This is a genomic window from Haloarchaeobius pelagicus, assembly GCF_051207375.1.
GTDB lineage: Archaea > Halobacteriota > Halobacteria > Halobacteriales > Natrialbaceae > Haloarchaeobius.
On record NZ_JBPJZD010000002.1, the window covers coordinates 947,914 to 971,263 of the forward strand.

Genomic DNA, 23,350 nt, shown 5'->3' on the forward strand with positions numbered 1-23,350 from the left:
CCGTTGCTGGTTGGTGTTGTGTTGCTGGTGGTCTGGTGACCCCGACTCGCGTTCCGGTGGTCTGTACGAACTAGCAGTTCACTCGCGCCGATGGCGATGGAGACCGCACCGCTCCCGCACAGCACCGCCACCGCACCACGCCCTCCCCAGCCGACTCCCTCCGTTTCACTTCACTTCGTTCTGTTTCACTCCGGTCGTCCCTCGCGCGCTTTCGAGCCGACCACCTCGCGGTGCTCGGTGTCGTCTCAGCGCGCGCCAGAATGCTGGCCGGTCAGTTGTCGTCCCGGGCCTCGGCCTCTTCGAGCGCCGCCACGTCTGCCGCGGTCGGGTCGTCGGGCAGGCGCTCGATGCAGTCGAAACAGAGGAAGTGCTCGGAGCCGTCGCTGTCGAACTCGAGTGTCATGCCGCCGGCTTCGTCGCCGGAGAAACTCCAGAGGTTGGCGATACCGCCGCTTATCGGAACGGGCTTGCCACACCCGTCACAGGGGTCTCTGCTCACGCCCGATTCGAGGTGCCCGAGTCGGTTAGGCCTTCTGTCCTGCCCGGCGGACGCACCAGGCGAGTCCGACGGCGAGGGCGTACAGGTAGCCGACGAACAGCACCGCGAACGTGATCGTCGTGTACTCGAACGCCGGTAGCACCTGCTCCAGCAGTGCCCAGCCACTCAGGAGCAGGGACGCCGGAATCTGGAGCACAGCCACCGTCGTGAGCTGTGCCAGCGCGATGAGCGACGCGAGTAACACGAAGCTCACCACCGCTTCCCGGTTGAACAGGGGGTCCACCGTCCGTGGTCGTGCCGCCACCATATCATCTCCTTATTGGAAATCTATGTTATGTCTTTGGGTGGAAAACGTAGCCCTATTGAGATTTATTTATATACGACCTAACCGGGGTCAGACGACCGTCTGACGAACCAGGACGGCGAAATATCCGAAGATTATTCGAATCGGTGAGTCGGGGGAGGTCGAGGTTTTTCCCCCGGCGGCACGAACTACCGAGAGATGGAGGTGAACTGCGAGGGGTGTGCCGGCTGCTGTCTCGACTGGCGACCGCTCTCTGGCGACTCGGTGGGCAGCGACCACGAGCGACGCGGGCCACGCCGGCCGCTCGACGACACGTACAACCTCGTCCCGCTGACGCGGGAGACGGTGCGACGCTACTGCGAGGCGGGACTGGCAGACGTGCTCGTCCCGCGCCTGTGGCACGCGTCGGACGACCACACGGTGGCCATCGACGGACACCGAATCGCGGCCGTCGACGGGAAACCGGCGTTCTTCGTCGGACTGCGCAAGACACCGAAACCGGTCGCGCCCTTCGGCATCGACGGCGAGCGCTGGCTCCGGTCCTGCGTCTTCCTCGACCCCGCGACCCTGCAGTGTCGCATCCACGGCTCCGAGCTCTATCCGACCGAGTGTGCCGACTACCCGGGCCACAACCTCGTCCTGGACCAGGAGACCGAGTGCGAGCGCGTCGAGACCGCCTTCGGGGGAACCCGACTCGTCGACGACGACCCACCCGAGTCGGCGGGGAACCTGTTGCTCGGTCGGCAGGCACTCGGCGAGAAGGTGTTCGTCCATCCCCGTCCGGCGGACCTCGAGGGCGTCGTCCAGCGGGCGGTCACGCGCGGGCTGACCCGAACGGACCGGGCAGAGTTCGTGGCGACCGCGGCGGCCTCGGCACCGGGCACCACCGGGCGAAGCGAGTCGCACTACGAGCGCTACCGCGAGCAGGCGCTCGATGCGGACTCGTGGGCGGGGCGGGCGCTCGCCGACTGGGAGGCACTGTCGAGTGGTATCGGGTCGCGGGTCTCTGCGAGCGTCCTCGGCACGGCTATCGAGGAAGCACACGGCGCGCCGACGACACCGGGCTGGGACGGCCGTGACTGAGCCGTCGACCCCGCGACGCGGCCGGGTTGGGGGTGACTGTTATGCCGGCGCGTGAACTTTGCTAACACATGCGTGTGCTCGTCACCGGTGCGACCGGGTTCGTCGGGAGTCGACTCGTCCCCGAACTCGTCGCCGCCGGCCACGACGTGGTCGTCCTCGTGCGTGACCGGTCCCGCTACAACGGTCCAGCCGATGCCGAGGTCGTCGTCGGCGACCTGCTCGACTACGAGAGCCTCCCACCCGCGTTCGAGGGGGTCGAGGCGGCGTACTACCTCGTCCACTCGATGCATTCGGGGTCGGACTTCGAGGAGCGCGACCGCCGGGCGGCCCGGAACTTCGTCGACGCGGCCAGCGGGTCGAGCGTCGAGCGCGTCATCTACCTCGGCGGCCTCGGGGAAGAACGCGACCACCTCTCGAAGCACCTGCGGTCGCGGCGAGAGGTCGAACACGTCCTCGAGAGCGGGTCGTACGCCCTGACGACGCTGCGGGCGGCCATCATCGTCGGGGCCGGCAGCGCGAGCTTCGACATGATCCGCCAGCTCGTGAGCCGGCTGCCCGTGATGATAACCCCGCGCTGGGTCCGTACCCCGTGCCAGCCTATCGCCATCGACGACGTGGTCGCGTTCCTCGTCGGCGTGCTCGAGAGCGAGGAGACCGCGGGCCGCACCTTCGAGATCGGCGGGCCGGACATCCTGACCTACCAGGAGATGCTCGAACGCACCGCCAGGGTGATGGGGCGACGACTCCGTGTCGTCCCCGTGCCCGTGCTCTCGCCCGAACTCTCTGCGTACTGGGTCAACTTCGTGACGGACGTCCCGAAGAGCGTGGCGCGCCCGCTCATCACGGGGCTGCGCAACCCGGTCGTCTGCTCGGAGAACCGCATCCACGAGTTCGTCGACGTGGACCTGACCCCGTTCGACGCGGCGGTCGAGCAGGCACTGACCGAGGACGCGGCGTCGCGTGACCGCGCAGCGCCAGAGGCGAACTGATGGCGGAGGAGTTCGGCGAGACCTGGGTGTACGAGAGCATCGTCGGGGCCTTACCGGGCGTCGATATCACCGAGCGGACGGCGGTCGCCATCCAGATCGCGGTGTTCGAGGCGTCCATCCTCATCGTCGCCTGGCTCTACGACCTCTGGCAGGCGGTGTTGCCGGGGACCGCGGCGGTCATCGTCGCGGCTATCGGGAGCGTCCTGATGCTCCGGCTCGGGGACTCCATCCGCCGGTTGCCGACGCCCCCGCACTACCAGCGCCTGCTCTTTGGCTCCAGCGTCGAGGTCGTTCTCGGCGTCCTCGCGTTCATCGCGCTCGTCACGCACCTGTTCGTGTTCGACCCCGCCCGGTCGGCGGACCCGATTCTCACCGCGCTGTTCGGCCCGGACCCGCCGGTGCTGGCGGTGTACCTGATGTTGCTCATCCTCTGGGACGTGGCCTACCGAATCGGGACGGGCTGGTGGGCCGCCGTCACGGCCATCTGGCGGGCGTACGTGTACGACTTCCCGCACGGGACGGCCTGGGCCTTTGCCAGGACCGACCTGCTCAACCTCGGCTTCGCGGTGGCTCAGCTGGTGCTGGTGCCGTTCGTCTGGGACCGGCCGGTGCTGGCCGCAGTGCTGGTCGGGCACGTCTGTGCGGTCACGGCCGCCACGTCGCTCTCGGTAGGACTGAGTCTGCGCGGAAGGTTCGCCTAATCGCCGCCTTTTATCTCCTTGAACTGTGCGAGCAGGTCGTCGGCGGAGTCACCGGAGTCGTACTCCACCGTACCGTGGTACACTGTTCGCTCGTCGTCGAAGTCAGTGTCCACCTGGGTGGATTTCTGCTCGCGCCGCTCGTGTTCGTCGTCGTCATAGGCACCCATTGACATGGTACTCGAAACCATGATTTGTGACTGAGGTATATGAAGGTATCGGCGGAAGGGACGTTATAGTTGAATCCATCCTGCTGGAACCGGATTTCCCTCAACTAACCTTTTGATGACTAATATTCGCTTAATTGTCAGGTCCATTAGATACGTTGTTTATAATCATAGTGATTTTTTGGAGGGATTATCTAGCCTACTGTACTCTATTGTTCAAGGCTACATTGTCGTCTTCTATTTGTTCTATTTTGATATTCAGCCGTTTGCCAAATTTATATATGTTCTATTGCCAATTCTGCTATGTTTTCGGAATGTTGCCTATCTAAATTTAAAAAATAAAAATTAGATTATATATAAATCTATATATGGGGGTTGAACAATTTTAGAGTTGGATGTCAGAAAAGAAAACTGGATGGCTTGACCGTAGGACAGTTATCAGAGCGATAGGAACCAGTGCGATTGCCGGAGGAATCTCTACGCTTTCTAGCAGTTCTGTTGTTGCAGAAAGTCTCTCTACTGATTCTGCTGTTCCAGACACTTCACTAGTGAATGCGGATAAGGATGAAGTAAAACAATATTTTGCTGGCCGCTACCCAACCCCAGAAATAAATTATTTGGCCGCCCGATGGGACAAATATCGCTCACTATATCTTGGCAATTCTATTTCTAAAAACAAAGCGTTCATCGAACTCACCGAGGATATAAAAAAGCACACGACGAAGATGGCAAATGGGATTAAGCAATCAGAAAAACACCGGAATGAAATTGGTATACTGAAATCCCATAGTAAAAAGCCTACTGAGTTTATTAAAGACTCTTCAACTAACCTCGTAAGTACCAGTTCTACCCCTGCTGGGTGTGGTGGAGAAGAGAGTATCTCATATGGATATAATAAGTATACAGACACAGGTGGTACTGGTGTAACGTCTGCTAGAACACTCGATCCAAACCAAATAGAAGCGAATTCTTCTGGTTACGGGTACGCTAACTGCTATGCCGTAGCGGAGAGAGGGGGCAATTATTATAGCCATGGAGATGGGGAATTAAACATCTCTGTCGAGTATGCGCGTTCTGGAGCTGAAGACACAAAAGATGGTGGTGAATGTGAGATATTCCTCTTTGTCCAAGACCCCCATACTGATGCCACCGAGTCATTTCTGCTAGAAAGTGGGGATACGAGCGGATCCACAGTCTGTAAAGGAGTGACCTCGAAGCTTGCCCAATCTGCTGGCGACCTCAGGGTTCTTCTTCAAATCTCTACGTCTGCGAAAGGTTGGGGCGGGACTATTTATGCAGACTATTATAGTGGGACAAAGGGCGTGAAAATAAAGGGGATATATGCTACTGAACTATAATTAACTCTCTTCGTTAGGGATATTTACACCTTTTATACCGGCGAATCGGAAGGTTGATTCCGGTCCCTATCTAACTGTCATTATGGACGGTAAAATCGCCAAGCCGATGTTGTCTGGCGGTCTTTTAGCAGCAATCCTTTTTGATTCGTTGGTAGGCCCATTCGCGGGTGGGGTACTGGCTGGATATATGTTTTCAAAAACAAATAAACAAAACGCTACTGTTGGATTACTATCTGCAGCAATTGGACTACTACTGGTGATTGTTGTGTCGATTGGAACGATGCTCATCTCTGGAATCGGGAATCTGGGTGATCTCTTCTTTTTCGACCCAACTGAACTCGTAATCGCAAGTATACCATTACTCGTTTTTACAGCCCTGACAAGCATTATTGGGGGTTTGCTTGGTGGTTCTCTCTATTCAAGAATGAATAAAATCAACCACTGACGTTAGATGCAACTTGTTATGGTATTAATTGTTCACACGATATGCCTCCCAAAAAATCGGGGAGTTGAGTCAGCCGACCCGAACGAGGTTTAAGAAACGACCTCGTAGCCGCCCCCGTGGCACGACCCCTCCGTTTCCGTCGGTCGACCGAACGATGGCACCTCGACCGCGTCCGCCAGCAGCTGCTCTCGTCGCTCGACCAGAACATCGGTGCCGAGATGGGCACACCGCACTACAGGCCCCCGAACGGCTGGGAGGGCGTCAGATTCGACATGGACAACGGCGACATCGCCCTGTTCGTCTGGAGCGACGACGAGGCCTACTGGCTCGGCAACACGGAGACGCCGAGCGCGCTCTGGCGGACGAACAAGTTCGAGTGGGAGCAGGTCCCCTACCCCATCGCCCGGTGGGCCCAGCGCGAACTCCTGGCGGACCTCCGGGTGGCAGAACCGTGGCTGGCGAAGTATCCCCACGTCTGCTGGTACTTCCTCCCCGTCCTCATGTCCAAGGACGGCCGCGAGAGCACCCGGGAGTTCTTCCGGGACTACGCCTGCGGCTTCCCCGACGCTGACCGTGACGAGGCGCTCTCGTACCTCGAATCGGTCCTGCACCCGGGCACGCTCGACGACTACCGCCACGAGATGGCGGGCAAGCTCGGCACGAGCCAGCACGTCGACCGGACCCGGATGGCCTCGGCCATCTCGGAGTTCGTCGCGGCGAAGGTTCTCACCGACGCCGGCTACGACGTGACCCCCGAGATCGAGGTGACGACCGGGCACTTCCTCGACTACCGGGCGAAAGCGCCCGACGGCACGAACGTGCTCGTCGAGGTGACCCGTCCGCGGTCACCCTCGCGCCGGAGTGCGAACACGCCGGTCGCGGCGGTCCGGGACACGGCACAGGTGAAGACCAGCGGCCAGCTCGCGAACCACGGCGGTGGCGTCGTCATGTTCGTGGACTGCTCGAACTTCCTCGACGACCAGTGGGCGGCCGTCCGCGGCGAGCAGCCGGACGTCCGGCACAAGCCCGCGGTCGTCTATCGCGTCAGACCTGACGGTCAGGTCGAAGGATACCAGAAAGGAGACGTACCGCTCGACCTCGACGGCGTCGTCGAGTGGGTTTAGAACGAGACCGTGTCGGGTGCGTGCGGGCTGCCCGTCGGTGTCGGGTCGCGGTCCGAGTAGCCCTTGCGGCCGATGGCGCGCTCGGAGACGCCGCCGTACAGCGTGAAGCGAACGTCCTCCGGTGTCTCGAACGTCTCGTCGCACTGCAGTCGGTCCAGGATCTGCTCGACCGTCTCGGTGCCCTCACACAGTTCCAGTTCTTCGGTGCCCAGTCGCTCGCGGAGTTCGCCGGCTGTCATCGGGTAGGTCTGTGCGTCGATGCGGTCGTCGGTTCCGTTGCGGAACATACCCAAAACACGATGAACGATAATTATAAACATTGTCCATAACCAACCTTGGTCTCTCGGAGGGTCCTTTTACTCATTAATCGTGATAAAACATCGTGCCGAAGGGGTTTCGGTCCCGGCTCGCGAACCCTCGCGCATGGTGTATGCGGACCTCCACGTCCACACGACGAACTCGGACGGCCAGATGGAACTCGACGAGGTACCGGCCGCGGCCCGCGAGGCCGGCGTCTCGGTCGTCGCCATCACGGACCACGACCGGATGAACCCGGTGCTGGACGCGCCCGTCACGGAGCGTGACGGCGTCACCGTCATCCACGGTATCGAACTCCGCGTCGACGCGGGCGACCAGCGCGTCGACCTGCTCGGGTACGGGGTCCGCGAGACCGACGCCCTGGCCGACGTGGTCGAGCACATCCAGACCAATCGAATCGAGCGCGGGCAGGCCATCATCGACTGCGTGGAGGACCGCCTCGGCGTCTCGCTCGGCATCGAGGGCCGCGAGGGTCTCGGCCGCCCCCACATCGCCCGGGCCGTCGCGGCCCACCCGGACACCGACTACGACTACAACGGGACCTTCGACCACCTCATCGGGAACGGCTGCCCGTGTTACGTCCCCCGGGACGTGCCGAGCTTCGAGCGCGGGCGCGAGGCGCTGCTCGACGCCTGCGGGCTCGTCTCGCTCGCCCACCCGTTCCGCTATCCCGACCCCGAGGCTGCGCTCGCGCTGTGTGCCGACCTCCCCGCGGTCGAGCGCTACTACGACTACGGGCGCGAGGTCGAGACCGCGCCGGTCGAGCGAGCCGTCGAGAAGTACGACCTGCTCGTGACGGGCGGCAGCGACGCCCACGACCACGAACTCGGACTCGCCGGGCTCTCCGAGGTGGAGTTCGCCGACGTGTCGGCGCTCGTCGACTGACCCGGGGACGTGCCAATTCGGGTCCGGGAACGCAGGGTTCAATTCCCTTGACCACCAAGGTAAGGGTATGAAGTGCCACTACTGCGACCAGATTGCCGCCTTCGCCGCCGAGACAGACGGCATCAAGGTCGGGCTCTGTGAGGAGCACTTCCGCGAACGGCTGGAGGAACTCGCGGAAGCAGACGAGCTGAAGCAGCTGAAAGAACAGGTCGACGTGGACCGAACCTGAGTCGGTGGTCGCGGTCGTCTTCGATTCTTGCTATCTTACCGTCGCCGCACCAGGAGCGCCACGCTCGCGAGTGCGACGAGGGTCGCGCCGAGTCCGAAGCCGGGGATGGCGCTCGATGAGCCGTCGTCATCGTCGGTCGCCTCGGTAGCGGTGGTCGTCGTGGCGGCGGTCGTCGTCGGTGGCTGCGTCGTGGTGGCCGGCGTGTCCGAGGTGGTGGGCGGCGTGGTCGTCGGTTCGGTGACCGAAAGCGTCGCCACGTCGGTCTGGGTGCCGTTCACGGACGCGGCGAGCTCGTAGTCGCCGGCGTCGATGGCCCCGCCGAGGGTGTCACCACTCGCCGAGACAACGGTGTCGTTGCCGGCGACCGCGACGGCCTTCGCGGGCGCTCGGATGCCGAGTCGCTGCGTGTAGATGGTGAGCTGGACCTGACCGTCACTGGTGTTGTCGCGGACGGTCACGTTCATCTGGAACCCGGCGTCCTCGCTCCCGAGCCTGACCGTCGCGTTCTCCGCGTCGGTCAGCGTGAGGGTGAGGGTCACCGCCTCGTCGCGGGGCGTCTCGTAGACGGACTTGTCGAACGTTGCGTCTGGTTCGGCTGCTGTGACCGCGGGCGCGCCAGCCGCCGCGACGGCGAGCAGGGCGATACAGCAGATGCTCTGGAGGGCTGTTCGATGCATGGAACCGTTCGGAACGACGGTGCCCGCGATTATATCTTCACTGCCTGATGTGACATGTCAGGCGGTCCGACTGGCGTCGACGTCGATGGCGTCGACCGGGCAGACGTCGACACAGAGCATGCAGTCGATGCACTGGGCCTCGCGGGCGGGGTCGGCCTTGATCTCCGATTCGGGGTGGCCGGGGGTGTCGACCCAGGAGAACACGTCGACTGGGCAGTCCTCCAGGCAGGCACCGTCAGCCAGACAGATGTCGAAGTCGACGGCGACGTGGGTCCCGTGGATGCCCAACGTGTCGGGTTCCTCGACGGGTCCCCACACGGTGTGTCCCTCGTGTTCGTCGACGACCTCGCGATTCTCGTGGAAGTTCGGGTCGATAGCCATGGACACACCTTCGCCAGCATCCGGCATAAACCGCCCGACTCAGTACAGTTCGCCGCCGAGCGGAACCGCCTCGTCGGGTGTCACGAGGACCGGGTTGCCGTCGTCGCCGGGCACGCCGACCGTCAGGGCCTGGGACTCGAACCCTGCGATGTTCACGGTGCCGAGGTCGGTCACGCACAGCACCTGCCGGCCCACGAGGTCGTCCACGTCGTGGTGGTAGCCCAGTTGCGCGGCCGACTGTAGCTCGCGGTCGCCCAGGTCGAGCGTGAGCTTCACGAGTTCGGGTTTTCTGGCCTCGGGGAACGGTTCCGCCGACAGGACCTCCGCGACCTCGATGGTCACGTCGAAGGGACTGGTCATGTGCGGGCAGACGGCAGCGGCCGACGTAAATCGTGTCCTGCCCCCGCGCCACCCCCCGCCCGGCTTTTTGTCCCTGCCCGCCGTCGCCTCCCGCATGGAGAAGGTCACCATCGAGGACGTGAACTCGCGCATGGGTCCCGCGGCCGTCAAGCGCCGGCTGACCGACGCACTGGGTGCGACCGACATGGCGCTGAACTACTACGAACTCGCCCCCGGCGACAGCCTGGGGTTCGGCTACCACCGCCACAGCGCCCAGGAGGAGGTGTTCTACGTCCAGTCGGGGACGGTCACCTTCGAGACCGAAGCGGGAGACGTGGCGGTCGCCGCTGGCGAGGTCATCCGATTCGGGCCCGGCGAGTCCCAACTGGGGACCAACGAGGGCGACGAGCGCGCGACCGTCCTCGCCATGGGCGCGCCACAGGAGTCGGGCGAGTTGCACATGGTCCGGGAGTGTGCTGCCTGCGGCGAGCGCACCGAGCAGGACATCGAGTTGACCGAGGACCGCGACGCCATCGTCACACTGTGCGTCGACTGCGGCGCGGAGACGGGTCGGTTCGACTGACACGGACAGGCGCTGCCGGGCGCTGCGGCACGCCACGTCGCGACCCTGGTGCATAGAGTTATCTCGGTAGAACGTCATTAATTCTAGATGACTAGCGACGCCGTCGCTGCCGCCAACGCCAACATGGCGGCCGCGTTCGCCCGACTCTCGGACCACACCCCGACAGGGTCGTCCCGAACGGTCGGCGAGCTGACGGCTATCACGACCGGCGTCCCGGTCCCCTTCTTCAACCCGGTGTTCGTCTTCGAGCCGCCGGCCCGGGACGACCTCTCGCGGGCCGTCTCGTGGATGGCCGAGCAGGATGTGCCGTTCCGGGTGACCGTGGCCGAGCCAGCAGTCGACGCGACGAACTCGCTGGCGGCCGACCTCGGACTGGAGCGGACCGGCGACCCCCAGCCGGGGATGGTCCTCGCCTCGCTCGACGAGATCCCCCGGGCCGACGACCTGGTCGACATCGAGGTGGTGACCGACGCCGGGGGCCTCGACGCGTTCGTGGCGGTCACGGCGGCGGCGTTCGGGATGCCGGAACCCGTGGCACGCCAGGTCGCGCCGGAGTCGATGCTGGCGGACGAGACGATCGAGATTCTGGTGGGCCGCGTGGACGGCGACCCCGCCGCTAGCGGTCTCCTCGTCCGCAGCGGTGACGTGGCCGGGGTCTACAACATCGGCGTGACCGAGGCGTTCAGACGCCGGGGTGTCGGCGAGGCGATGACCTGGGCTGTGCTCCGCGCGGGCCGTGAGGCGGGCGGGACGGTCGGCGCGTTGCAGTCCTCGGAGATGGGCTACTCCGTCTACGAACGGATGGGGTTCGAGACCGTCGTGACCTACCACTCGTTCTCTCCCGTCTGAGGCACGCGTGTCGACCCGCCCGTACGCCTGTCGGCAGCCCAGACTGTGATACAGAACCGCATGGTTATTCTCTCTCCCGCCCTAGTTTACCCATGTACCAGCGTATCCTCGTCCCGACCGACGGAAGTGCGGGCGCAGAGCGCGCAGCCGACTACGCGCTCGACCTCGCGAACCGGTACGGCTCCGACCTCCACGCCCTGTTCGTCGTCGACACCAGCGTGTACGACGAACCCGCACTCTCCAGTACCGAACTCGTCATCGACGACCTCGAAGACTGGGGGGCGGACCTGATGAACGAGCTGGCCAGCAAGGCCGAGGAACACGACCTTAGCTTCGAGTGCAAGCTCTGTCACGGCCTCCCCCACCAGGAGATCCTCTCCTACGCCGACGTGGTCGACGCCGACCTCATCGTCATGGGGTACCAGGGTCAGAGCCACACCAAGCACATCGGTAGCGTCGCCGACCGCGTCGTCAACCAGGGCGACCGGCCGGTGCTGACGGTCTGAGGTTTCTTCTCCTGTTTCAGTATCCCAGGTCGAACGCCCAGTTCGCCGCGAGCGCGACGACGACCAGCGAGAGCAACAGGACGAGCACGCCCATGGCGACCGCCCAGCCGAACAGGTCGGCGAGGGTCCCGGTGGCGACGGACCCGACCGAGCCGAGGACGCCGTAGACGGTCCGGACGAGACCGAAGCCAGCGCCCTGTTCTGCGTCGTCGAGTTCGTCCATGAAGCGCGGGAGGAGCGCGCCACCCCAGCCGAGGCCGGTTCCGACGAGGACGAGCGCGGCCACGAGCGACACGACGCCGGGGACGGCGACCAGCAGGGCCAGGCCGGCGGCCGCCGAGAGCATACACCCTGCCGTGGAGACCTCACGACCGAACCGGTCCGAGGCCGCGCCGACGCCGACCTGGGTCACCGCCTGGACGACGAAGTACGCCGAGAAGACCGCGCCCGCCGTGGTCTCGGACTGGCCGCGGTACTCGACGAGGAACGTCGGGAGGAACGAGGCGGTCGCCTGCCAGACGAACGCGCCGGCGACGGCGAGCGCGACGGTGAAGGCGATCTTGGGTCGGGAGAGCATCTCGACCAGCGGGCCGAGTTCGAAGCGGTCGCGCATCGGCTGGTCGGGCCGACGCGGCTCGGTCGGCCGGACGCGCCACGCGAACAGCACGAAGATGGGGAGCGCGATGGCCGCGCCGAGGGCCACCGCGGGCCGCCAGCCGTAGCGGACGCCCACCCAGGCGGCGGCCACCGGCGCGACCAGCCCCGCTGCCGGTCCGCCCGCGTTGTGGAACCCGAGCGCGAACCCGGTGTTGTCGTAGGTCCGGGTCAGGAGCGAGGCCGCCACGCTGTAGTGCAACCCGGCGACTGCGCCGAGCACCACGGTCGCGACGACGAAGACGGCGAACAGCGGCGAGAGTGCCAGGAGCAGGCTCGCGACGGCGGTCCCGCCGACCGCGATGAGGATTATCGGGCGCTCGCTGTAGCGGTCGGCGAGCACCCCGCTCGGGAACTGGGCGGCGAAGTAGGCCATCCACAGGCCGGTGAGTCCGAGGCCGACGACCCCGTTCGACACGCCGAACTCGTCGGTGATGGCCGGGACGACCGGGCTGATGACCAGCCGGCCAGCCATCGTCGCGAAGAACGCGAGCGTGCTGAGGACGAGGACAGTCCGTCGGTAGCGCCACGTGAAGGTCATCTGGTCGAGTGAGTAGCTATCCGTCACCGGCCTCGCAGTAAGAGACCGTCGGTTCCGTACGTGTGAGCCACGCATGCGCACAGTGAGACGGACATGAACTTTCGGTACAAATTTTTACTCGAATCTGAGTAAAGAATTCGGAAACTTTATCGCGCTGCGGGAAGAACACAGTGGTATGAAGACGAGCACAGCCCACAAGCAGGCACAGACAGGCTTCGAGACCATCTTCGTCGCGCTCGGGCCGAGCGACCACGACCGCATCGACCGACTCGCCGAGAAGGTCATCGACCTCGCCGGTCCCTCCGGTGCCCAGGTCGTCCTCGGGCACGTGTTCACGAAAGCGGAGTACGAGAAGCGCTGCGAGATGCTCAACTTCGGCCCCCACTCCGAGGTCACGCCCGACGTCGTCGCCCAGCGCTTCGACGTGGTCCGCGACATCGGCGAGCACCTCGACGCCGCCGACATCGACTACGCGGTTCGCGGCGGGCTCGGCGAGTACAGCCAGGGCATCGCCGACCTGGCCGAGGAGGAGGGTGCAGACCTCGTCGTCGTCGGCGGCCGCAAGCGCTCGCCGACCGGGAAAGCGGTGTTCGGTTCGACCGCGCAGGAGGTCATGCTGACCGCGCACTGCCCCGTGACCTTCGTCCGCGGCGACGCCGAATAGTCGGTTGTCTCGTCATCCCACCTGACGGCCCCGTTATTCGATTCGCGCGTCTGATGAGACACCGCCGTGGTCGAGCAGAACTGATTTCTGAACGCGTGCCCGCCACGAATCTATGGACCGGCGCACGTTCGTCGAAGGCCTCGGCTGTGTCTTCTGTGGCCTCACCGCGGGGTGTCTCACTGCGAACGAACCTGAGCCGACCGCGGAGATCGCTCTCCTGGAACTCGAGAACCATCGACGAGACGAAAGTCAGGAGTTCTCGGTCCGGATAGCGGACGACGAGGTCGTCTTCGAGAGGTCCCCTCGCCTCGGCCCCGCGGGCTCGGGAACCGATGCGGTAGTGTACGAGAACCCGGTCGAACCGGGGACCTACACCGTGAAAGTGGCCGCAGCCGGCCATTCTGTGACTGCGGAGACGAGCGACCTCCGGACAGAGGAGCACTCGTGTCTCCGCCTCCAGTGCTACCTCGGCGAGACGACACTCCACATGGAGCATGGAGTGTACGAGCGATGTGACTGACCTCGGGCGGAGAACACTGTCCGTTACCGGGAGATCGGCCTCGATACGGTTTCTTCGCACCGGCGTCGAGAAGTCGGTGACCGACACGCACTCTTGCTCATTCGAACGCCGCAATCCCGGTTGCTGACTGCGATTGCAGGTCGTTCTCGTACTTACTCGAACGCTGCAATCCCAGTCGGCTCACCGCCATCGCCACATTTCTCGTAGCCTGTCGGCTACTCGTGGGTCGCTTCGCTCCCCGCTCGTACTTTGGAGGTTTCTCCCTCCGGTCGAAACCTCCCTACTCGCGGCTACGCCGCTCGCAACCGTGATTCTCGCTCGCTTCGCTCGCTCCGAATCACGCTATTCGAACGCGGCAATCCCAGTCAGGTCCTGCCCGAGAATCAGCGTGTGGATGTCGTGGGTACCCTCGTAGGTGTACACGGTCTCCATGTTCGCCATGTGGCGCATCGGCGAGTAGTCCGAGGTGATGCCGTTGCCGCCGAGCATCTCGCGCGCGACGCGGGCCTGGTCGCGGGCCATGCGGACGTTGTTGCGCTTGGCCATCGAGACGTGCTGCGGGCGGAGGTCGCCGCGCTCTTTCAGGTCGGCGAGGCGGTGGGCCAGCAGCTGGGCCGTGGTAATCTGGGTGGCCATCTCCGCGAGTTTCTCCTGCTGGAGCTGGAACCGGGCGATGGGGCCGCCGAACTGCTCGCGGTCGACGGCGTAGTCGCGGGCCGTCTCGAAGCAGTCACGGGCCGCACCGATTGCGCCCCAGGCGATGCCGAAGCGGGCCTGCGTGAGACACGAGAGCGGGCCCTTCATGCCCTCGACACCGGGGAGGACGTTCTCCTCGGGAACGAACACGTCGTTCAGGCCGAACTCGCCCGTGATAGAGGCGCGCAGCGAGAGCTTTTCAGTTATCTTGTTGACGGAGAAGCCGTCGCGGTCGGTCTCGACGAGGAACCCGCGCACCGGGTTCCCGTCCGAGGACTTGTCGCGGGCCCAGACGACGGCCACGTCGGCGATGGGCGCGTTCGTGATCCACGTCTTCGAGCCGTTGAGGACGTAGCCGCCGTCGGCCTCCTCGGCACGGGTCTCCATGCCGGAGGGGTTCGAGCCGTGCTGGGGCTCGGTGAGGCCGAAGCAGCCGATCTTCTCGCCGAGGCCCATCTCGGGGAGCCACTCGTCTTTCTGCTCCTCGCTGCCGAAGGCGTGGATGGGGTACATGACGAGTGCGCCCTGCACGCTGGCCATCGAGCGCAGACCGGAGTCACACGCCTCGAGCTCCTGCATGAGCAGGCCGTAGGCGGTCTCGGAGACGTTCGGGAGGTCGTACCCGTCGAGGTTCGGGGCGTAAAAGCCCATCTCGCCCATCTCGGTGATGATGTCTGTCGGGAACGTGCCCTCCTCGAAGTGCTGTGCGATGTCGGGTTGTACGCGGTTCTCGACGAACTCACGGGCCGAGTCGCGGATCATCCGCTCCTCCTCGCCGAGGTCCGCCTCCAGGCCGACGTAATCGAGCATACGTCGGCTGGGTAGTCCGCGCAGAAAAGTACTCCTAAATCGGCGCAAGTGTTGCCGGAGGCACGCCGGCTCGGCTCACCGGTTCAGCTCACGCGCTGTTCGAGCACGCGGTCGCCCGAATCCGCACAGATGAGCGCCACGACCTCGTAGGAGTTACAGCAGGACTCGACGGTCTCCTCTTTCATCTCGACGGGCCCGCCGCCGGGGCACTCCTCGAGGAAGATGCGAAGCCCGTTCAGCACCGCACCGCGGGCGACGGGGTCGAGTTCGGCCCACGACTCCGTCGCGGTCTCGGCGATGACGCGCGCCCCGGCCACGTCGACGCGCAGCGCCGTCTGGGAGGGCCACTCGCCGACGCGCTGGGCCCCGCGCTGGAGGACGACACCCTGGCCGTACTCCATGACCTCGTACTCGCCGTCGCCGTCGAGGCCGAAGACCGTCCGGACCTCTTCCGGGTCGACCTCCTCGGGCGTGTCGGCGAGAATCTCGTCCCAGCGCTCGGCGAACGCGGCGTTCAGACAGAGGTCGTCGATGTCCTCGCAGGGTTCGATAGCGCCCGCCTCCGAGAGGAACGTCTCGGGTTCGACGTCGCGGACGTCACCCGCTTTCGGGAGCGGGTGTTCGGGTTCCTTGCCGAACCACGCGAGTAGCCAGTCGGGCATGTAGCGCTTCGTGAGCTCCGGTGTGCCCGGGACGAGGTAGCCCCGGAGCCAGATGGCGGCCAGACTCAACAGGAAGACGACGAAGCCGAGCCCTGCCGCGGTGCCGGTAGCGGCCGCGGTGCTCGCGACGCCCGCGACGACGACGCTCAGGACGACCGCGATGAGCGTGTTGACCGTCGTACAGGGCCAACAGCGGTTCTCACCCGTGTACTCGGGTTGGCGAAGGGCAGCGAGCCCGGAGGAATGTGAATCAGCCATACCCGAGAAAGCGTCCCGAACCAAAATAGGTCTTATTTTCAACAGGCCGAGATGTCGAAGGAGCGCCGCGGGTCAGTCCGACGCGGCGGTGGAGGTGGCGCTGTCCCCAACCTGGTCGACCCGGCGGACGTACGAGGTGAAGTTCTCGAACAGGCGCTTGGCCTCGCAGGCCTTCGCGTAGTTCGCGTCGGTGATGCCGTCGACGACCGCCTGCTTGCGCTCGTCGGGCAGTTCGTCCTTGCCCATGGTCACCTCGCGGGCGGTCCGGGTGTCGTACTCGGGGTGGAACTGCACACCGAAGACGTGGCCCTTGCGGAAGCCGTGGTTCCCGTAGTCGTTGCGGGCGATCTCGGTCGCACCGGGCGGCAGCTCGACGACCGAATCCGAGTGGGTGGTGAAGACGGTGTACTCGCCGTCGAGTCCGTCGAACAGCGGGTTGTTCCCGGAGAGCTGGACGGGACGGTAGCCGATCTCGTACTCGCCCATGTCCTCGACCCGGCCACCGAGCGCGTCCGCGAGGAGCTGGTGCCCCCAACAGACGCCCAGACAGGGCAGCCCTTCGTCCGCGGCGGCGCGGACCCACTGCTTGGTGGGCTGAATCCATGCTTCGTCCCAGTAGACGGACGAGCGTGACCCTGTGACGACGACGCCGTCCCAGTCGTGGTGGTCCGGCAGGTGGCCATCTGTCGCGCTGAACTCCACGAGGTCGGCGTCGAGCTCCCGCCGGAAGTTGCGGCGGGTGTTCTCGTCACCGTGTGCGGCGTTCAGCAGTGCGATACGAACTCGACTCATCGTCTATAGAAGGGTCACTTACCAATTAGTCAGTTACGCCTCGGCGAGTGTTTGCCGACATCTCAGAGCCAAGTCGTGTAGGCCGGACACGTAGGTGTCTCGCGGCGGTAGAAACGCATGCCGTCGAGTAGACGGTAGAAGGCAATCCCCCATCTGACTGCGTGTGGACCACCACGGGCGTCTCTCCCCACCCACGCCCGTGGTGTTGGGCGGAACCCTTTCAGGTATCGCCCACGCCGTCGAGGAAGCCCACGAGTGCATCGTTCAGCGGTCTGGACCGTTCGATGTGAACGAAGTGGCCCGCGTCGGGGAAGTGCTCCCGCTCCCCTCGCGGGAGCCCCTCGGCGAGGGCCTGTGCGGTGCCAGCCGACACGAGGCCGTCGGACCCACCATCGACGACGAGGGCCGGGACGGTGAGCTCGTACAGCGGGTCCGCGTCGTAGCCCACGAGCGCGGCTCGCTGGCGCTGCCATGCCGTTTCAGCCGCGTCCTCGTCGGTTCGCCACCCCGCGATACCGTCGCAGACGTCGGGCATCTCCTCACAGAACTCGGCAGAAAGTACCGCAGACAGCGTCTCCCGGCAGGCCGATTCGTCGGTCGGGTCGGCGAAGAAGGGGTTGGGGTCGTACTCGTCACCCGTCGCCGCCCCGCCGACGAGCGTGAGGCTCCGCGCTCGACCGTGCTTGCGGGCGTATTCGAGCGCGACCATCGCGCCGAGTCCACACCCCACGAGGTGGACCGACTTCGCGCCGTGGGCCGAGAGGACGGCGTCGAGGTCGTTCACGAACGTCGCCATCGTCAGGTCGCCGCTGGGCGGGTCCGACTGGCCGGTCCCGCGGGTGTTCCACACCAGCGTCTCGTAGGGGCCGGCGAGGCTCGCGTACTGCCAGCCCCACAGCCACGCGCCACACCCGATGTCGGGTACGAACGCGACCGTCTCCCCCTCGCCGTCGGTCTCGTAGTACAGCGTCGTCCCGTTCCTGTCTACCGTGGGCATACTTGGGGGAACCCGGGCCAGTGGCTTACGCGTCACGGAACCGTCGTCGAGGTCGCTCCGCACGTCGCCCGTCGACCCCTCCGTTTCGGGTAGAACAACGCCACGCGAGTTCTCCGTTCTCTGGCGTCGTCGGCGACACGCACCGACGCTTCGCGGTCCTTTTGAGCCACCGACGTGTTCACCCGTCTAATGCACGCCATCAAGGACAGCGTCCACGACTACATCGAGGTGTCGGGCGTCGTCGCCGACCTGCTCGATACACCGGCGATGCAACGGCTCCGACACGTCAAGCAGCTCTCGTCGGTGCGACTCGTCTACCCCTCCGCGAACCACACCCGCTTCGAGCACTCGCTGGGCGTCTACCACCTCGCCCGTCGCGCCTGCCGTCATCTGGACATCGACGGCTCGCGTGCCGAGGCCGTCCAGGCCGCCGCGCTGCTGCACGACGTGGGTCACGGCCCCTACGGCCACCAGACCGAGGGCATCATCCTCCGCCGGCTCGGCCGCCACCACGACGAGGTCCACGACCTGCTCGGGCAGGGCGACCTCGCCCGCGTCCTCGAATCCCACGGGCTCGACACCGGTGCCATCGCCGACCTCATCGACGGGCAGGGCAAGTACGGCCAGCTCGTCTCCGGCGAACTCGACGTGGACCGGATGGACTACCTGGTCCGTGACGCCCACCACTCCGGAGTGCCGTACGGGACCATCGACCAGGGCCGCCTGCTCCGTGCGCTGACCTTCATCGACGGCGACCTCGCGCTCTCGGAGGGCAACCTCGCCACGGCAGAATCGATGCTGGTCGCCCGGGCGCTGATGAACGCGACCGTCTACCGCCACCACGTCTCCCGCATCGCGGGCTCGATGCTCGAACGCGTCTGCGAGCGCCTGCTCGACGAGACGCCCGTGTCGGTCGAGGAGTTCGCCCGGATGAGCGACGACGAACTGCTCGCGGCCCTGCGCCGGCACGACGAGACCAGCGACGTGGCGGCCCGCCTCGCCACCCGCGACCTCTACAAGCGAGGCGTCTGGGCGGAACTCGACGACGTGCCGGACCGGGTCGTCGACGCGGACCACGAGACTCGCCGGGAGCTGGAGGCCGAGATCGCCGAGGACGCCGGTGTCCCGGCCGAAACCGTCCTTCTGGACGTGCCGGGCCGCCCCTCGATGCCGGAGTCCTCGACCCGCGTCGTCGTCAACGGCGAGGTGCGCCGCCTCCACGAGGAGTCCCCGCTGGTCCAGGGCCTGCAGGCCGCCCAGTCGGTCCAGTGGCGTCTCGGGGTCTACACCCCCGAAGGATCGGTCGAGACGGTCCGCGATGTGGCACTCGACGTGCTCGACGTCCCCGCCGATGGCACCCGCCCGTCGGGGTCGCGGTCTTGGCCAGCGTAAGTTACTGGCCCGGTTCCCTGTGATAATCGGCACTCCCGCCGGCGGAGATTTCCTGTTAGCGGGGTTACACAGCCGATACGTTTACAATACTGCATCTCGCACTACTCGATGGGGTACGACACCCTAATCGGATCAGTCGTTGCCTCCTGACCGATGTCCTGCTCGGCCGGGACCGAGTGGGAACTGGGATACGCCACTATCATTTCCTTTCCCTTTCACCACCCGAGAGCCAGCGGCTCGTGGCTCGTGGCTCCAAAATACAGCTACAGTGCAGCCGCCGTCTCAGGCGGGGTCGACGATGCCCGCGGCGGCCGCCCGCTCGTACACCCGGCCCCAGTACGAGGCCTGTGCGAAGGTCGCGAAGGCGCTCCCGAACAGGATACCAACGCCGAGCGCCAGCGCCGAGAGCATGGTGACGACCCCGAGGAGGATGGCGAGCGGGATGTACATCGCGACGTGCTTCGCGTAGAACGAGGTGAACGCGAAGTCGGGTACCCGAGACGAGGTGTACGTCTCGCCGATGTCCTCGGTGACGCAGTACACCGTGATGATGGCGGGCCCGATATAGATTGCAGCCAGCACCACCAGCACGTACACCGCCGGGTGGATGTACTCGATGCTGATGAAGCCGAGCAGTCCAACCACCGCGACGAACGGGAGCTGGGCGACGAACAGCCAGACCCCCTCCTTCAGCAGTTCGACGTAGTCGGTGTACGCCGGCTGGGGTTCGTCACGGGCGGCGCTCCGGTACAGCCGGAACACGTAGCCGAAGAGGACGAAATAGGGGACGATGAGGAAGCTGAGCAGCAGCGTCAGTCCGCCCTTGAGTATCGCGCCCCAGCCGTCTTCGCGGGGATACGAGAGCGCGAACTCGAAGGGACTCTTCTTGGCGTCGAGACTCATGCGCTGACCACCACTCGTCGGTCCGATACGGCCATCGTCGTGTCGTCAGTCCGAAGCATCAGCCCGAGAATCTTCGAGCACCGACATAAACGTTGACGCCCGTTCGGGCGCGAGGCGTCGAAAAGAGGGACCTGTTCAGGCGTTCAGCACGGTCCGGAGCACGTCGGGAGCGTCCTCCAGTGCCTCGTCGAGCTTGTCCGTCTCCGGACCGCCGCCCTGGGCGAAGTCCGGCGGGCCGCCACCGCCGCCGCCGACCTTCGCGGCGAGCTGGCTGACGACCTGGCCGGCGTTCACGTCCGAGCCCTCGGGGACGGCGACGACGAACTGGGCACCGTCTGCGGCGGAGCCGATGACCGCTATCTTGCCCTCTTCGACGAGCGCGTTCGCGGTCGCGCGGAGTTCGTCCGAGTCGGCGTCGATGCGCTGGACGATGGCGGGCGTGCCGCCGATGTCGACCTCCTCGGCGTCGCCGGCACCCGAGGCGCGGACCTCGGCGAGCTGTTCTTTGAGGTCCTCGATGGTCTTGCCCCGGGCCTTCCACTCCTCGAAGAAGCGTTCGGCGGTCTCGGGGACCTCCTGCGGGGAGACGTCGAGCACGTCGGCCGCCCCGTACAGGGCGTCCTCGGTCTCCTGCGTCGCCACGATGGCGGCGTCACCGGCGGCGAACGTGATGCGCTCGACCCCGTCCTGCACGCGCTCGGTGTTGCGGATCTTGATGGCACCGATGTCGCCGGTGCGGGCGACGTGGGTCCCACCGCAGGCCTGTACGTCCTCGGCGACGTGGATGAGCCGGATGTTCGTGCCCGGCGGAATCCCACCCTGGTAGAGGTCGAACCCGTGTTCCTCCTCGGCCTCGTGACGGTGGGGCCACTCCTGTTTGACTGGCGAGTTCTCCATCACCAGCTCGTTCGCGAAGCGCTCTATCTCCTTGATCTCCTCGCGGGAGATGCGCTCGTAGTGGTGGACGTCGATACGCGAGGAGTCGACGCCCTTCTGGGCACCGGCCTGCCGGATGTGCTCGCCGAGCACCTGCCGCGCCGCGTGGATGACGACGTGGGTCGCGGTGTGGTTGCGCATCAGCTGGCGGCGGCGGTAGGTGTCGAGCTGCCCGCGGACGAACTCGCCCTTGCCGGGCGACTCGTCGGTCCGGTGCAGGATGACGCCGTCGCGGATCTGGACGCTGGTGACCTCGACGGTCACGTCGTCGGTGCTGAGCGAGCCCGTGTCCGAGGGCTGGCCACCACCTTCGGGGTAGAACATCGTCTGGTCGAGCACCACGTCGTAGCCGTCCTCGCGCTCGAACACGTCGAGGACGACGGCCTCGAACTCGGTGCGCTGCTGGTCCTCGTAGTAGAGGCGGTCGGTCTCGGGCAGGTCAGAGAGCCGGTCGTCCTGGTCGCCGCCCTCCTCTTCGAACGCCTGACCGCCGTCGTGGCGCTCGGCGACGAGCGAGAAGAAGTCGTCCGGGACGTTCACCCGGGCACCCTCCTCGTTGGCGATCTCCTCGACCATGTCCGGCTGGAGACCGTGACTGTCGTACAGCTCGATGAGTTCGCTCGTCGGGATGGGCTCGGACTTGCGGGCGTACTCCTCGGCGAGGGTGCGAACCTTCCGGCTGCCGCGGTCGAGCGTCTCGTGGTACTTCTCGACCTCGTTGCGGACGATCTCGCGGATGGTGTCGCGGTTCTTGTATCCCAGGCGCTTGGCCTGCATGTCGACGAGTTCATCGAGCGGGGCGTCGACCCCGACGTTGTCACAGAGGCGCTTCGTGCGCCGGAGGACCATCCGGGAGAGGTAGCCCGTCGAGACGTTGCTCGGGACGATACCGTCGCCGAACATGTAGGCCAGCGTGCGGCAGTGGTCCGTGATGGCGTAGATGTCTTCGAGCGGCTCGACGAGTTCCTCCAGTTCGGCCTGGGAGACGCCGAGCTTGTCGGCGATGGTGCCACGGGCGGTCTCCATGTCCTCGGCCTCGTCGATGTCCATGTGGCCGGCGAGCTTGGCCGAGCGGTGGATGAGCTGCTCCTCGTCCTCGGTGTGCTCGATGCCGGCGTTCTCCTTCAGGAACTGTATCATGTCGGGGTAGACCGCCTCGTAGACGGTCGGGGTCCCCTGGGACATCCACGTCCATCGCTCCAGCCCGTAGCCGGTGTCGACGATGTACGTGTCCATCGGCGAGTAGCGGTTCCCGTCCTTCAGCTCGTACTCGCCCTCGGGGTCCTGCTCCATGGACATGAAGACGAGCGTCGCGAGCTCGGCCCCGCGGTAGATGACCTCGATTGCGGGTCCGGCGTTGCCGCCGCCGACCCACGGGTCCTCGATGTAGACGATCTCGTCGAGGTTCGCGCCCATCGACTCGAACAGCTCGTCGCAGTAGCGGACGGTGTCGTCCTTCCAGTACACCTCGCCCTCGTAGGCGTACTCCTCCTCGGCGTCCTCGCGGACGTTGAAGGCGTGGTGGGCCATCATCTCGAAGGCCATCGTGTGTCGACCCGTCTTGCCGACGTTGTCGATGTCCTGCATCCGGATGCAGGGCTGGCTGATGGTCAGCGGGTTCGCCGGTGGGGGCGTCTGCCCCGAGGTGACGAGCGGCTGGAAATCGTAGATAGACGCCTGCGTGAGCAGGACGTCGTCACGCCAGCGGTTCGCGGCCACCGGGTACGGGTCGATGCGTGTGTGGCCGTTCTCCTCGAAGAAGGAGAGGAACGCCTCGCGCATCTCTTCGAGGGTGTACGCCTCGTCGAACCCGGGGTTGTCGATGAAACTGTAGTCCTCGCAGGGCGGCTCCCCGCACGTCTCCCGGTCGTGGTCGCGCGTCCAGAAGTGGGCACCGCAGTCCACACACTCCCGTCGCACGAAGTCTTCCTCCTCGAAATACTCGAGGCGGTACTCCTCCTCTAGAGTCATTCTTGTGCCACAGTGGCCTTTCGGTGAGTAAAACAGTTCCGCAACGGTGCAGGAGTCCATTCGGTCTGTTTGTTCGCGGTGAAGACGGTATGAGACGAACACGGGACCGCCAGCCGACCG

28 protein-coding genes are annotated in these 23,350 nt (G+C 65.2%); 14 read left to right on the forward strand and 14 right to left on the reverse strand.

Annotation, left to right across the window (positions count from 1 at the left end; translation table 11 throughout):
• Positions 1–271 precede the first annotated feature (271 nt).
• Both ACSC1S_RS17400 and ACSC1S_RS17405 read right to left on the reverse strand, forming a co-directional pair.
• The gene (locus tag ACSC1S_RS17400) at positions 272–499 is read right to left on the reverse strand and encodes a DUF7561 family protein (RefSeq protein WP_435365391.1); all 228 of its coding nucleotides are present in this window, start codon (positions 497–499) and stop codon (positions 272–274) included.
• 25 nt (positions 500–524) lie between these two features.
• Positions 525–806: a hypothetical protein gene (locus ACSC1S_RS17405; protein ID WP_435320068.1), complete on the reverse strand. Its 282-nt coding sequence runs from the start codon at positions 804–806 to the stop codon at positions 525–527.
• Positions 807–1,001: 195 nt separating this feature from the next.
• On the opposite strand from ACSC1S_RS17405, the gene ACSC1S_RS17410 reads away from it, so the two are divergent.
• The 3 genes from ACSC1S_RS17410 (at position 1,002) to ACSC1S_RS17420 (ending at position 3,576) form a co-directional block, all read left to right on the forward strand.
• Complete coding sequence (locus tag ACSC1S_RS17410) at positions 1,002–1,886, forward strand: YkgJ family cysteine cluster protein (RefSeq protein WP_435365392.1); 885 nt, start codon at positions 1,002–1,004, stop codon at positions 1,884–1,886.
• A 68-nt stretch (positions 1,887–1,954) separates the two neighbouring features.
• Positions 1,955–2,875 carry an NAD(P)H-binding protein gene (locus ACSC1S_RS17415; protein WP_435365393.1) on the forward strand — a complete coding sequence of 307 codons (921 nt, stop codon included), beginning with the start codon at positions 1,955–1,957 and terminating at the stop codon, positions 2,873–2,875.
• Positions 2,875–3,576 (forward strand): DUF7530 family protein, encoded by a 702-nt coding sequence (locus tag ACSC1S_RS17420; RefSeq protein WP_435320071.1) that lies wholly within the window; start codon positions 2,875–2,877, stop codon positions 3,574–3,576. The genes ACSC1S_RS17415 and ACSC1S_RS17420 overlap by 1 nt, the downstream gene beginning before the upstream one ends.
• On the opposite strand, the gene ACSC1S_RS17425 is transcribed toward ACSC1S_RS17420, so the two are convergent.
• Entirely contained in the window at positions 3,573–3,749 is a 177-nt protein-coding gene (locus ACSC1S_RS17425; RefSeq protein WP_435365394.1) for a DUF5786 family protein, read from the reverse strand. The two genes, ACSC1S_RS17420 and ACSC1S_RS17425, sit on opposite strands and share 4 nt — an antisense overlap.
• A 386-nt stretch (positions 3,750–4,135) precedes the next feature.
• On the opposite strand from ACSC1S_RS17425, the gene ACSC1S_RS17430 reads away from it, so the two are divergent.
• The 3 genes from ACSC1S_RS17430 to ACSC1S_RS17440 all read left to right on the forward strand — a co-directional run bounded on the left by ACSC1S_RS17430 (position 4,136) and on the right by ACSC1S_RS17440 (position 6,667).
• A complete protein-coding gene (locus ACSC1S_RS17430) occupies positions 4,136–5,098 on the forward strand; it encodes a hypothetical protein (protein WP_435365395.1) in 963 nt (320 codons plus the stop codon).
• A gap of 82 nt (positions 5,099–5,180) precedes the next feature.
• Positions 5,181–5,543, forward strand: coding sequence for a DUF5518 domain-containing protein (locus tag ACSC1S_RS17435; protein WP_435365396.1), 363 nt, complete (start codon positions 5,181–5,183; stop codon positions 5,541–5,543).
• A gap of 116 nt (positions 5,544–5,659) precedes the next feature.
• Positions 5,660–6,667, forward strand: a complete 1,008-nt coding sequence (locus ACSC1S_RS17440; protein WP_435365397.1) for a DUF5784 family protein — start codon at positions 5,660–5,662, stop codon at positions 6,665–6,667.
• Here ACSC1S_RS17440 and ACSC1S_RS17445 read toward each other — a convergent pair.
• Positions 6,664–6,954: a DUF5789 family protein gene (locus ACSC1S_RS17445; protein WP_435320073.1), complete on the reverse strand. Its 291-nt coding sequence runs from the start codon at positions 6,952–6,954 to the stop codon at positions 6,664–6,666. The genes ACSC1S_RS17440 and ACSC1S_RS17445 overlap by 4 nt on opposite strands.
• Positions 6,955–7,090: 136 nt before the next feature.
• Between ACSC1S_RS17445 and ACSC1S_RS17450 the strand changes: the two genes are divergently transcribed.
• The gene (locus ACSC1S_RS17450) at positions 7,091–7,870 is read left to right on the forward strand and encodes a PHP domain-containing protein (RefSeq protein WP_435365398.1); all 780 of its coding nucleotides are present in this window, start codon (positions 7,091–7,093) and stop codon (positions 7,868–7,870) included.
• A gap of 67 nt (positions 7,871–7,937) precedes the next feature.
• Positions 7,938–8,099: a DUF6757 family protein gene (locus ACSC1S_RS17455; protein ID WP_435320075.1), complete on the forward strand. Its 162-nt coding sequence runs from the start codon at positions 7,938–7,940 to the stop codon at positions 8,097–8,099.
• 35 nt (positions 8,100–8,134) lie between these two features.
• Here ACSC1S_RS17455 and ACSC1S_RS17460 read toward each other — a convergent pair whose 3' ends face one another.
• From ACSC1S_RS17460 to ACSC1S_RS17470, 3 genes are read right to left on the reverse strand one after another with little or no spacing between them, the layout of a single operon-like run.
• Positions 8,135–8,776 (reverse strand): DUF7827 domain-containing protein, encoded by a 642-nt coding sequence (locus ACSC1S_RS17460; protein WP_435365399.1) that lies wholly within the window; start codon positions 8,774–8,776, stop codon positions 8,135–8,137.
• 57 nt (positions 8,777–8,833) lie between these two features.
• Positions 8,834–9,157, reverse strand: a complete 324-nt coding sequence (locus tag ACSC1S_RS17465; RefSeq protein ID WP_435320077.1) for a 4Fe-4S dicluster domain-containing protein — start codon at positions 9,155–9,157, stop codon at positions 8,834–8,836.
• A gap of 39 nt (positions 9,158–9,196) precedes the next feature.
• Positions 9,197–9,517: a tRNA-binding protein gene (locus ACSC1S_RS17470; protein ID WP_435320078.1), complete on the reverse strand. Its 321-nt coding sequence runs from the start codon at positions 9,515–9,517 to the stop codon at positions 9,197–9,199.
• A gap of 94 nt (positions 9,518–9,611) precedes the next feature.
• Here ACSC1S_RS17470 and ACSC1S_RS17475 point away from each other — a divergent pair, with 94 nt between their 5' ends.
• From ACSC1S_RS17475 to ACSC1S_RS17485, 3 genes are all read left to right on the forward strand, one after another.
• A complete protein-coding gene (locus ACSC1S_RS17475) occupies positions 9,612–10,079 on the forward strand; it encodes a cupin domain-containing protein (RefSeq protein ID WP_435365400.1) in 468 nt (155 codons plus the stop codon).
• Between the two features lie 87 nt (positions 10,080–10,166).
• Complete coding sequence (locus ACSC1S_RS17480; RefSeq protein ID WP_435365401.1) at positions 10,167–10,928, forward strand: GNAT family N-acetyltransferase; 762 nt, start codon at positions 10,167–10,169, stop codon at positions 10,926–10,928.
• A 92-nt stretch (positions 10,929–11,020) separates the two neighbouring features.
• Positions 11,021–11,434: a universal stress protein gene (locus ACSC1S_RS17485; RefSeq protein WP_435365402.1), complete on the forward strand. Its 414-nt coding sequence runs from the start codon at positions 11,021–11,023 to the stop codon at positions 11,432–11,434.
• A gap of 16 nt (positions 11,435–11,450) precedes the next feature.
• Here the strand turns inward: ACSC1S_RS17485 and ACSC1S_RS17490 are convergent, their stop codons facing one another.
• On the reverse strand, positions 11,451–12,629 hold the full coding sequence (locus ACSC1S_RS17490; protein ID WP_435365533.1) for an MFS transporter: 1,179 nt from the start codon (positions 12,627–12,629) through the stop codon (positions 11,451–11,453).
• 175 nt (positions 12,630–12,804) lie between these two features.
• Between ACSC1S_RS17490 and ACSC1S_RS17495 the strand changes: the two genes are divergently transcribed.
• Together ACSC1S_RS17495 and ACSC1S_RS17500 are read left to right on the forward strand one after the other, a co-directional pair.
• Positions 12,805–13,293: a universal stress protein gene (locus ACSC1S_RS17495; RefSeq protein ID WP_435365403.1), complete on the forward strand. Its 489-nt coding sequence runs from the start codon at positions 12,805–12,807 to the stop codon at positions 13,291–13,293.
• Positions 13,294–13,405: 112 nt separating this feature from the next.
• The gene (locus ACSC1S_RS17500) at positions 13,406–13,813 is read left to right on the forward strand and encodes a hypothetical protein (RefSeq protein WP_435365404.1); all 408 of its coding nucleotides are present in this window, start codon (positions 13,406–13,408) and stop codon (positions 13,811–13,813) included.
• A 342-nt stretch (positions 13,814–14,155) separates the two neighbouring features.
• Here the strand turns inward: ACSC1S_RS17500 and ACSC1S_RS17505 are convergent, their stop codons facing one another.
• From ACSC1S_RS17505 to ACSC1S_RS17520, 4 genes are all read right to left on the reverse strand, one after another.
• Positions 14,156–15,319: an acyl-CoA dehydrogenase family protein gene (locus ACSC1S_RS17505; RefSeq protein WP_435365405.1), complete on the reverse strand. Its 1,164-nt coding sequence runs from the start codon at positions 15,317–15,319 to the stop codon at positions 14,156–14,158.
• Between the two features lie 83 nt (positions 15,320–15,402).
• Positions 15,403–16,239, reverse strand: coding sequence for a DUF8054 domain-containing protein (locus ACSC1S_RS17510; protein ID WP_435320083.1), 837 nt, complete (start codon positions 16,237–16,239; stop codon positions 15,403–15,405).
• A gap of 72 nt (positions 16,240–16,311) precedes the next feature.
• Positions 16,312–17,031, reverse strand: coding sequence for a type 1 glutamine amidotransferase (locus ACSC1S_RS17515; RefSeq protein WP_435365406.1), 720 nt, complete (start codon positions 17,029–17,031; stop codon positions 16,312–16,314).
• A gap of 220 nt (positions 17,032–17,251) precedes the next feature.
• Positions 17,252–18,028 carry an alpha/beta fold hydrolase gene (locus ACSC1S_RS17520; protein WP_435365407.1) on the reverse strand — a complete coding sequence of 259 codons (777 nt, stop codon included), beginning with the start codon at positions 18,026–18,028 and terminating at the stop codon, positions 17,252–17,254.
• A 189-nt stretch (positions 18,029–18,217) separates the two neighbouring features.
• Here ACSC1S_RS17520 and ACSC1S_RS17525 point away from each other — a divergent pair, with 189 nt between their 5' ends.
• Positions 18,218–19,420: an HD domain-containing protein gene (locus ACSC1S_RS17525; RefSeq protein ID WP_435365408.1), complete on the forward strand. Its 1,203-nt coding sequence runs from the start codon at positions 18,218–18,220 to the stop codon at positions 19,418–19,420.
• Between the two features lie 282 nt (positions 19,421–19,702).
• Here ACSC1S_RS17525 and ACSC1S_RS17530 read toward each other — a convergent pair whose 3' ends face one another.
• Complete coding sequence (locus tag ACSC1S_RS17530; protein WP_435365409.1) at positions 19,703–20,323, reverse strand: DUF4013 domain-containing protein; 621 nt, start codon at positions 20,321–20,323, stop codon at positions 19,703–19,705.
• A gap of 135 nt (positions 20,324–20,458) precedes the next feature.
• Positions 20,459–23,230, reverse strand: coding sequence for an alanine--tRNA ligase (gene alaS, locus ACSC1S_RS17535; RefSeq protein ID WP_435365410.1), 2,772 nt, complete (start codon positions 23,228–23,230; stop codon positions 20,459–20,461).
• Positions 23,231–23,350 lie beyond the last annotated feature (120 nt).

Excerpts from the sequence above, each read along its gene's own strand:
- ACSC1S_RS17405 (WP_435320068.1), bottom strand. The coding sequence starts at position 806 with ATGGTGGCGGCACGACCACGGACGGTGGACCCCCTGTTCAACCGGGAA.
- ACSC1S_RS17410 (WP_435365392.1), top strand. The coding sequence starts at position 1,002 with ATGGAGGTGAACTGCGAGGGGTGTGCCGGCTGCTGTCTCGACTGGCGA.
- ACSC1S_RS17415 (WP_435365393.1), top strand. The coding sequence starts at position 1,955 with ATGCGTGTGCTCGTCACCGGTGCGACCGGGTTCGTCGGGAGTCGACTC.
- ACSC1S_RS17420 (WP_435320071.1), top strand. The coding sequence starts at position 2,875 with ATGGCGGAGGAGTTCGGCGAGACCTGGGTGTACGAGAGCATCGTCGGG.
- ACSC1S_RS17425 (WP_435365394.1), bottom strand. The coding sequence starts at position 3,749 with ATGTCAATGGGTGCCTATGACGACGACGAACACGAGCGGCGCGAGCAG.
- ACSC1S_RS17430 (WP_435365395.1), top strand. The coding sequence starts at position 4,136 with ATGTCAGAAAAGAAAACTGGATGGCTTGACCGTAGGACAGTTATCAGA.
- ACSC1S_RS17435 (WP_435365396.1), top strand. The coding sequence starts at position 5,181 with ATGGACGGTAAAATCGCCAAGCCGATGTTGTCTGGCGGTCTTTTAGCA.
- ACSC1S_RS17445 (WP_435320073.1), bottom strand. The coding sequence starts at position 6,954 with ATGTTCCGCAACGGAACCGACGACCGCATCGACGCACAGACCTACCCG.
- ACSC1S_RS17450 (WP_435365398.1), top strand. The coding sequence starts at position 7,091 with ATGGTGTATGCGGACCTCCACGTCCACACGACGAACTCGGACGGCCAG.
- ACSC1S_RS17455 (WP_435320075.1), top strand. The coding sequence starts at position 7,938 with ATGAAGTGCCACTACTGCGACCAGATTGCCGCCTTCGCCGCCGAGACA.
- ACSC1S_RS17460 (WP_435365399.1), bottom strand. The coding sequence starts at position 8,776 with ATGCATCGAACAGCCCTCCAGAGCATCTGCTGTATCGCCCTGCTCGCC.
- ACSC1S_RS17465 (WP_435320077.1), bottom strand. The coding sequence starts at position 9,157 with ATGGCTATCGACCCGAACTTCCACGAGAATCGCGAGGTCGTCGACGAA.
- ACSC1S_RS17470 (WP_435320078.1), bottom strand. The coding sequence starts at position 9,517 with ATGACCAGTCCCTTCGACGTGACCATCGAGGTCGCGGAGGTCCTGTCG.
- ACSC1S_RS17475 (WP_435365400.1), top strand. The coding sequence starts at position 9,612 with ATGGAGAAGGTCACCATCGAGGACGTGAACTCGCGCATGGGTCCCGCG.
- ACSC1S_RS17480 (WP_435365401.1), top strand. The coding sequence starts at position 10,167 with ATGACTAGCGACGCCGTCGCTGCCGCCAACGCCAACATGGCGGCCGCG.
- ACSC1S_RS17485 (WP_435365402.1), top strand. The coding sequence starts at position 11,021 with ATGTACCAGCGTATCCTCGTCCCGACCGACGGAAGTGCGGGCGCAGAG.
- ACSC1S_RS17490 (WP_435365533.1), bottom strand. The coding sequence starts at position 12,629 with ATGACCTTCACGTGGCGCTACCGACGGACTGTCCTCGTCCTCAGCACG.
- ACSC1S_RS17495 (WP_435365403.1), top strand. The coding sequence starts at position 12,805 with ATGAAGACGAGCACAGCCCACAAGCAGGCACAGACAGGCTTCGAGACC.
- ACSC1S_RS17500 (WP_435365404.1), top strand. The coding sequence starts at position 13,406 with ATGGACCGGCGCACGTTCGTCGAAGGCCTCGGCTGTGTCTTCTGTGGC.
- ACSC1S_RS17505 (WP_435365405.1), bottom strand. The coding sequence starts at position 15,319 with ATGCTCGATTACGTCGGCCTGGAGGCGGACCTCGGCGAGGAGGAGCGG.
- ACSC1S_RS17510 (WP_435320083.1), bottom strand. The coding sequence starts at position 16,239 with ATGGCTGATTCACATTCCTCCGGGCTCGCTGCCCTTCGCCAACCCGAG.
- ACSC1S_RS17515 (WP_435365406.1), bottom strand. The coding sequence starts at position 17,031 with ATGAGTCGAGTTCGTATCGCACTGCTGAACGCCGCACACGGTGACGAG.
- ACSC1S_RS17520 (WP_435365407.1), bottom strand. The coding sequence starts at position 18,028 with ATGCCCACGGTAGACAGGAACGGGACGACGCTGTACTACGAGACCGAC.
- ACSC1S_RS17525 (WP_435365408.1), top strand. The coding sequence starts at position 18,218 with ATGCACGCCATCAAGGACAGCGTCCACGACTACATCGAGGTGTCGGGC.
- ACSC1S_RS17530 (WP_435365409.1), bottom strand. The coding sequence starts at position 20,323 with ATGAGTCTCGACGCCAAGAAGAGTCCCTTCGAGTTCGCGCTCTCGTAT.
- alaS (WP_435365410.1), bottom strand. The coding sequence starts at position 23,230 with ATGACTCTAGAGGAGGAGTACCGCCTCGAGTATTTCGAGGAGGAAGAC.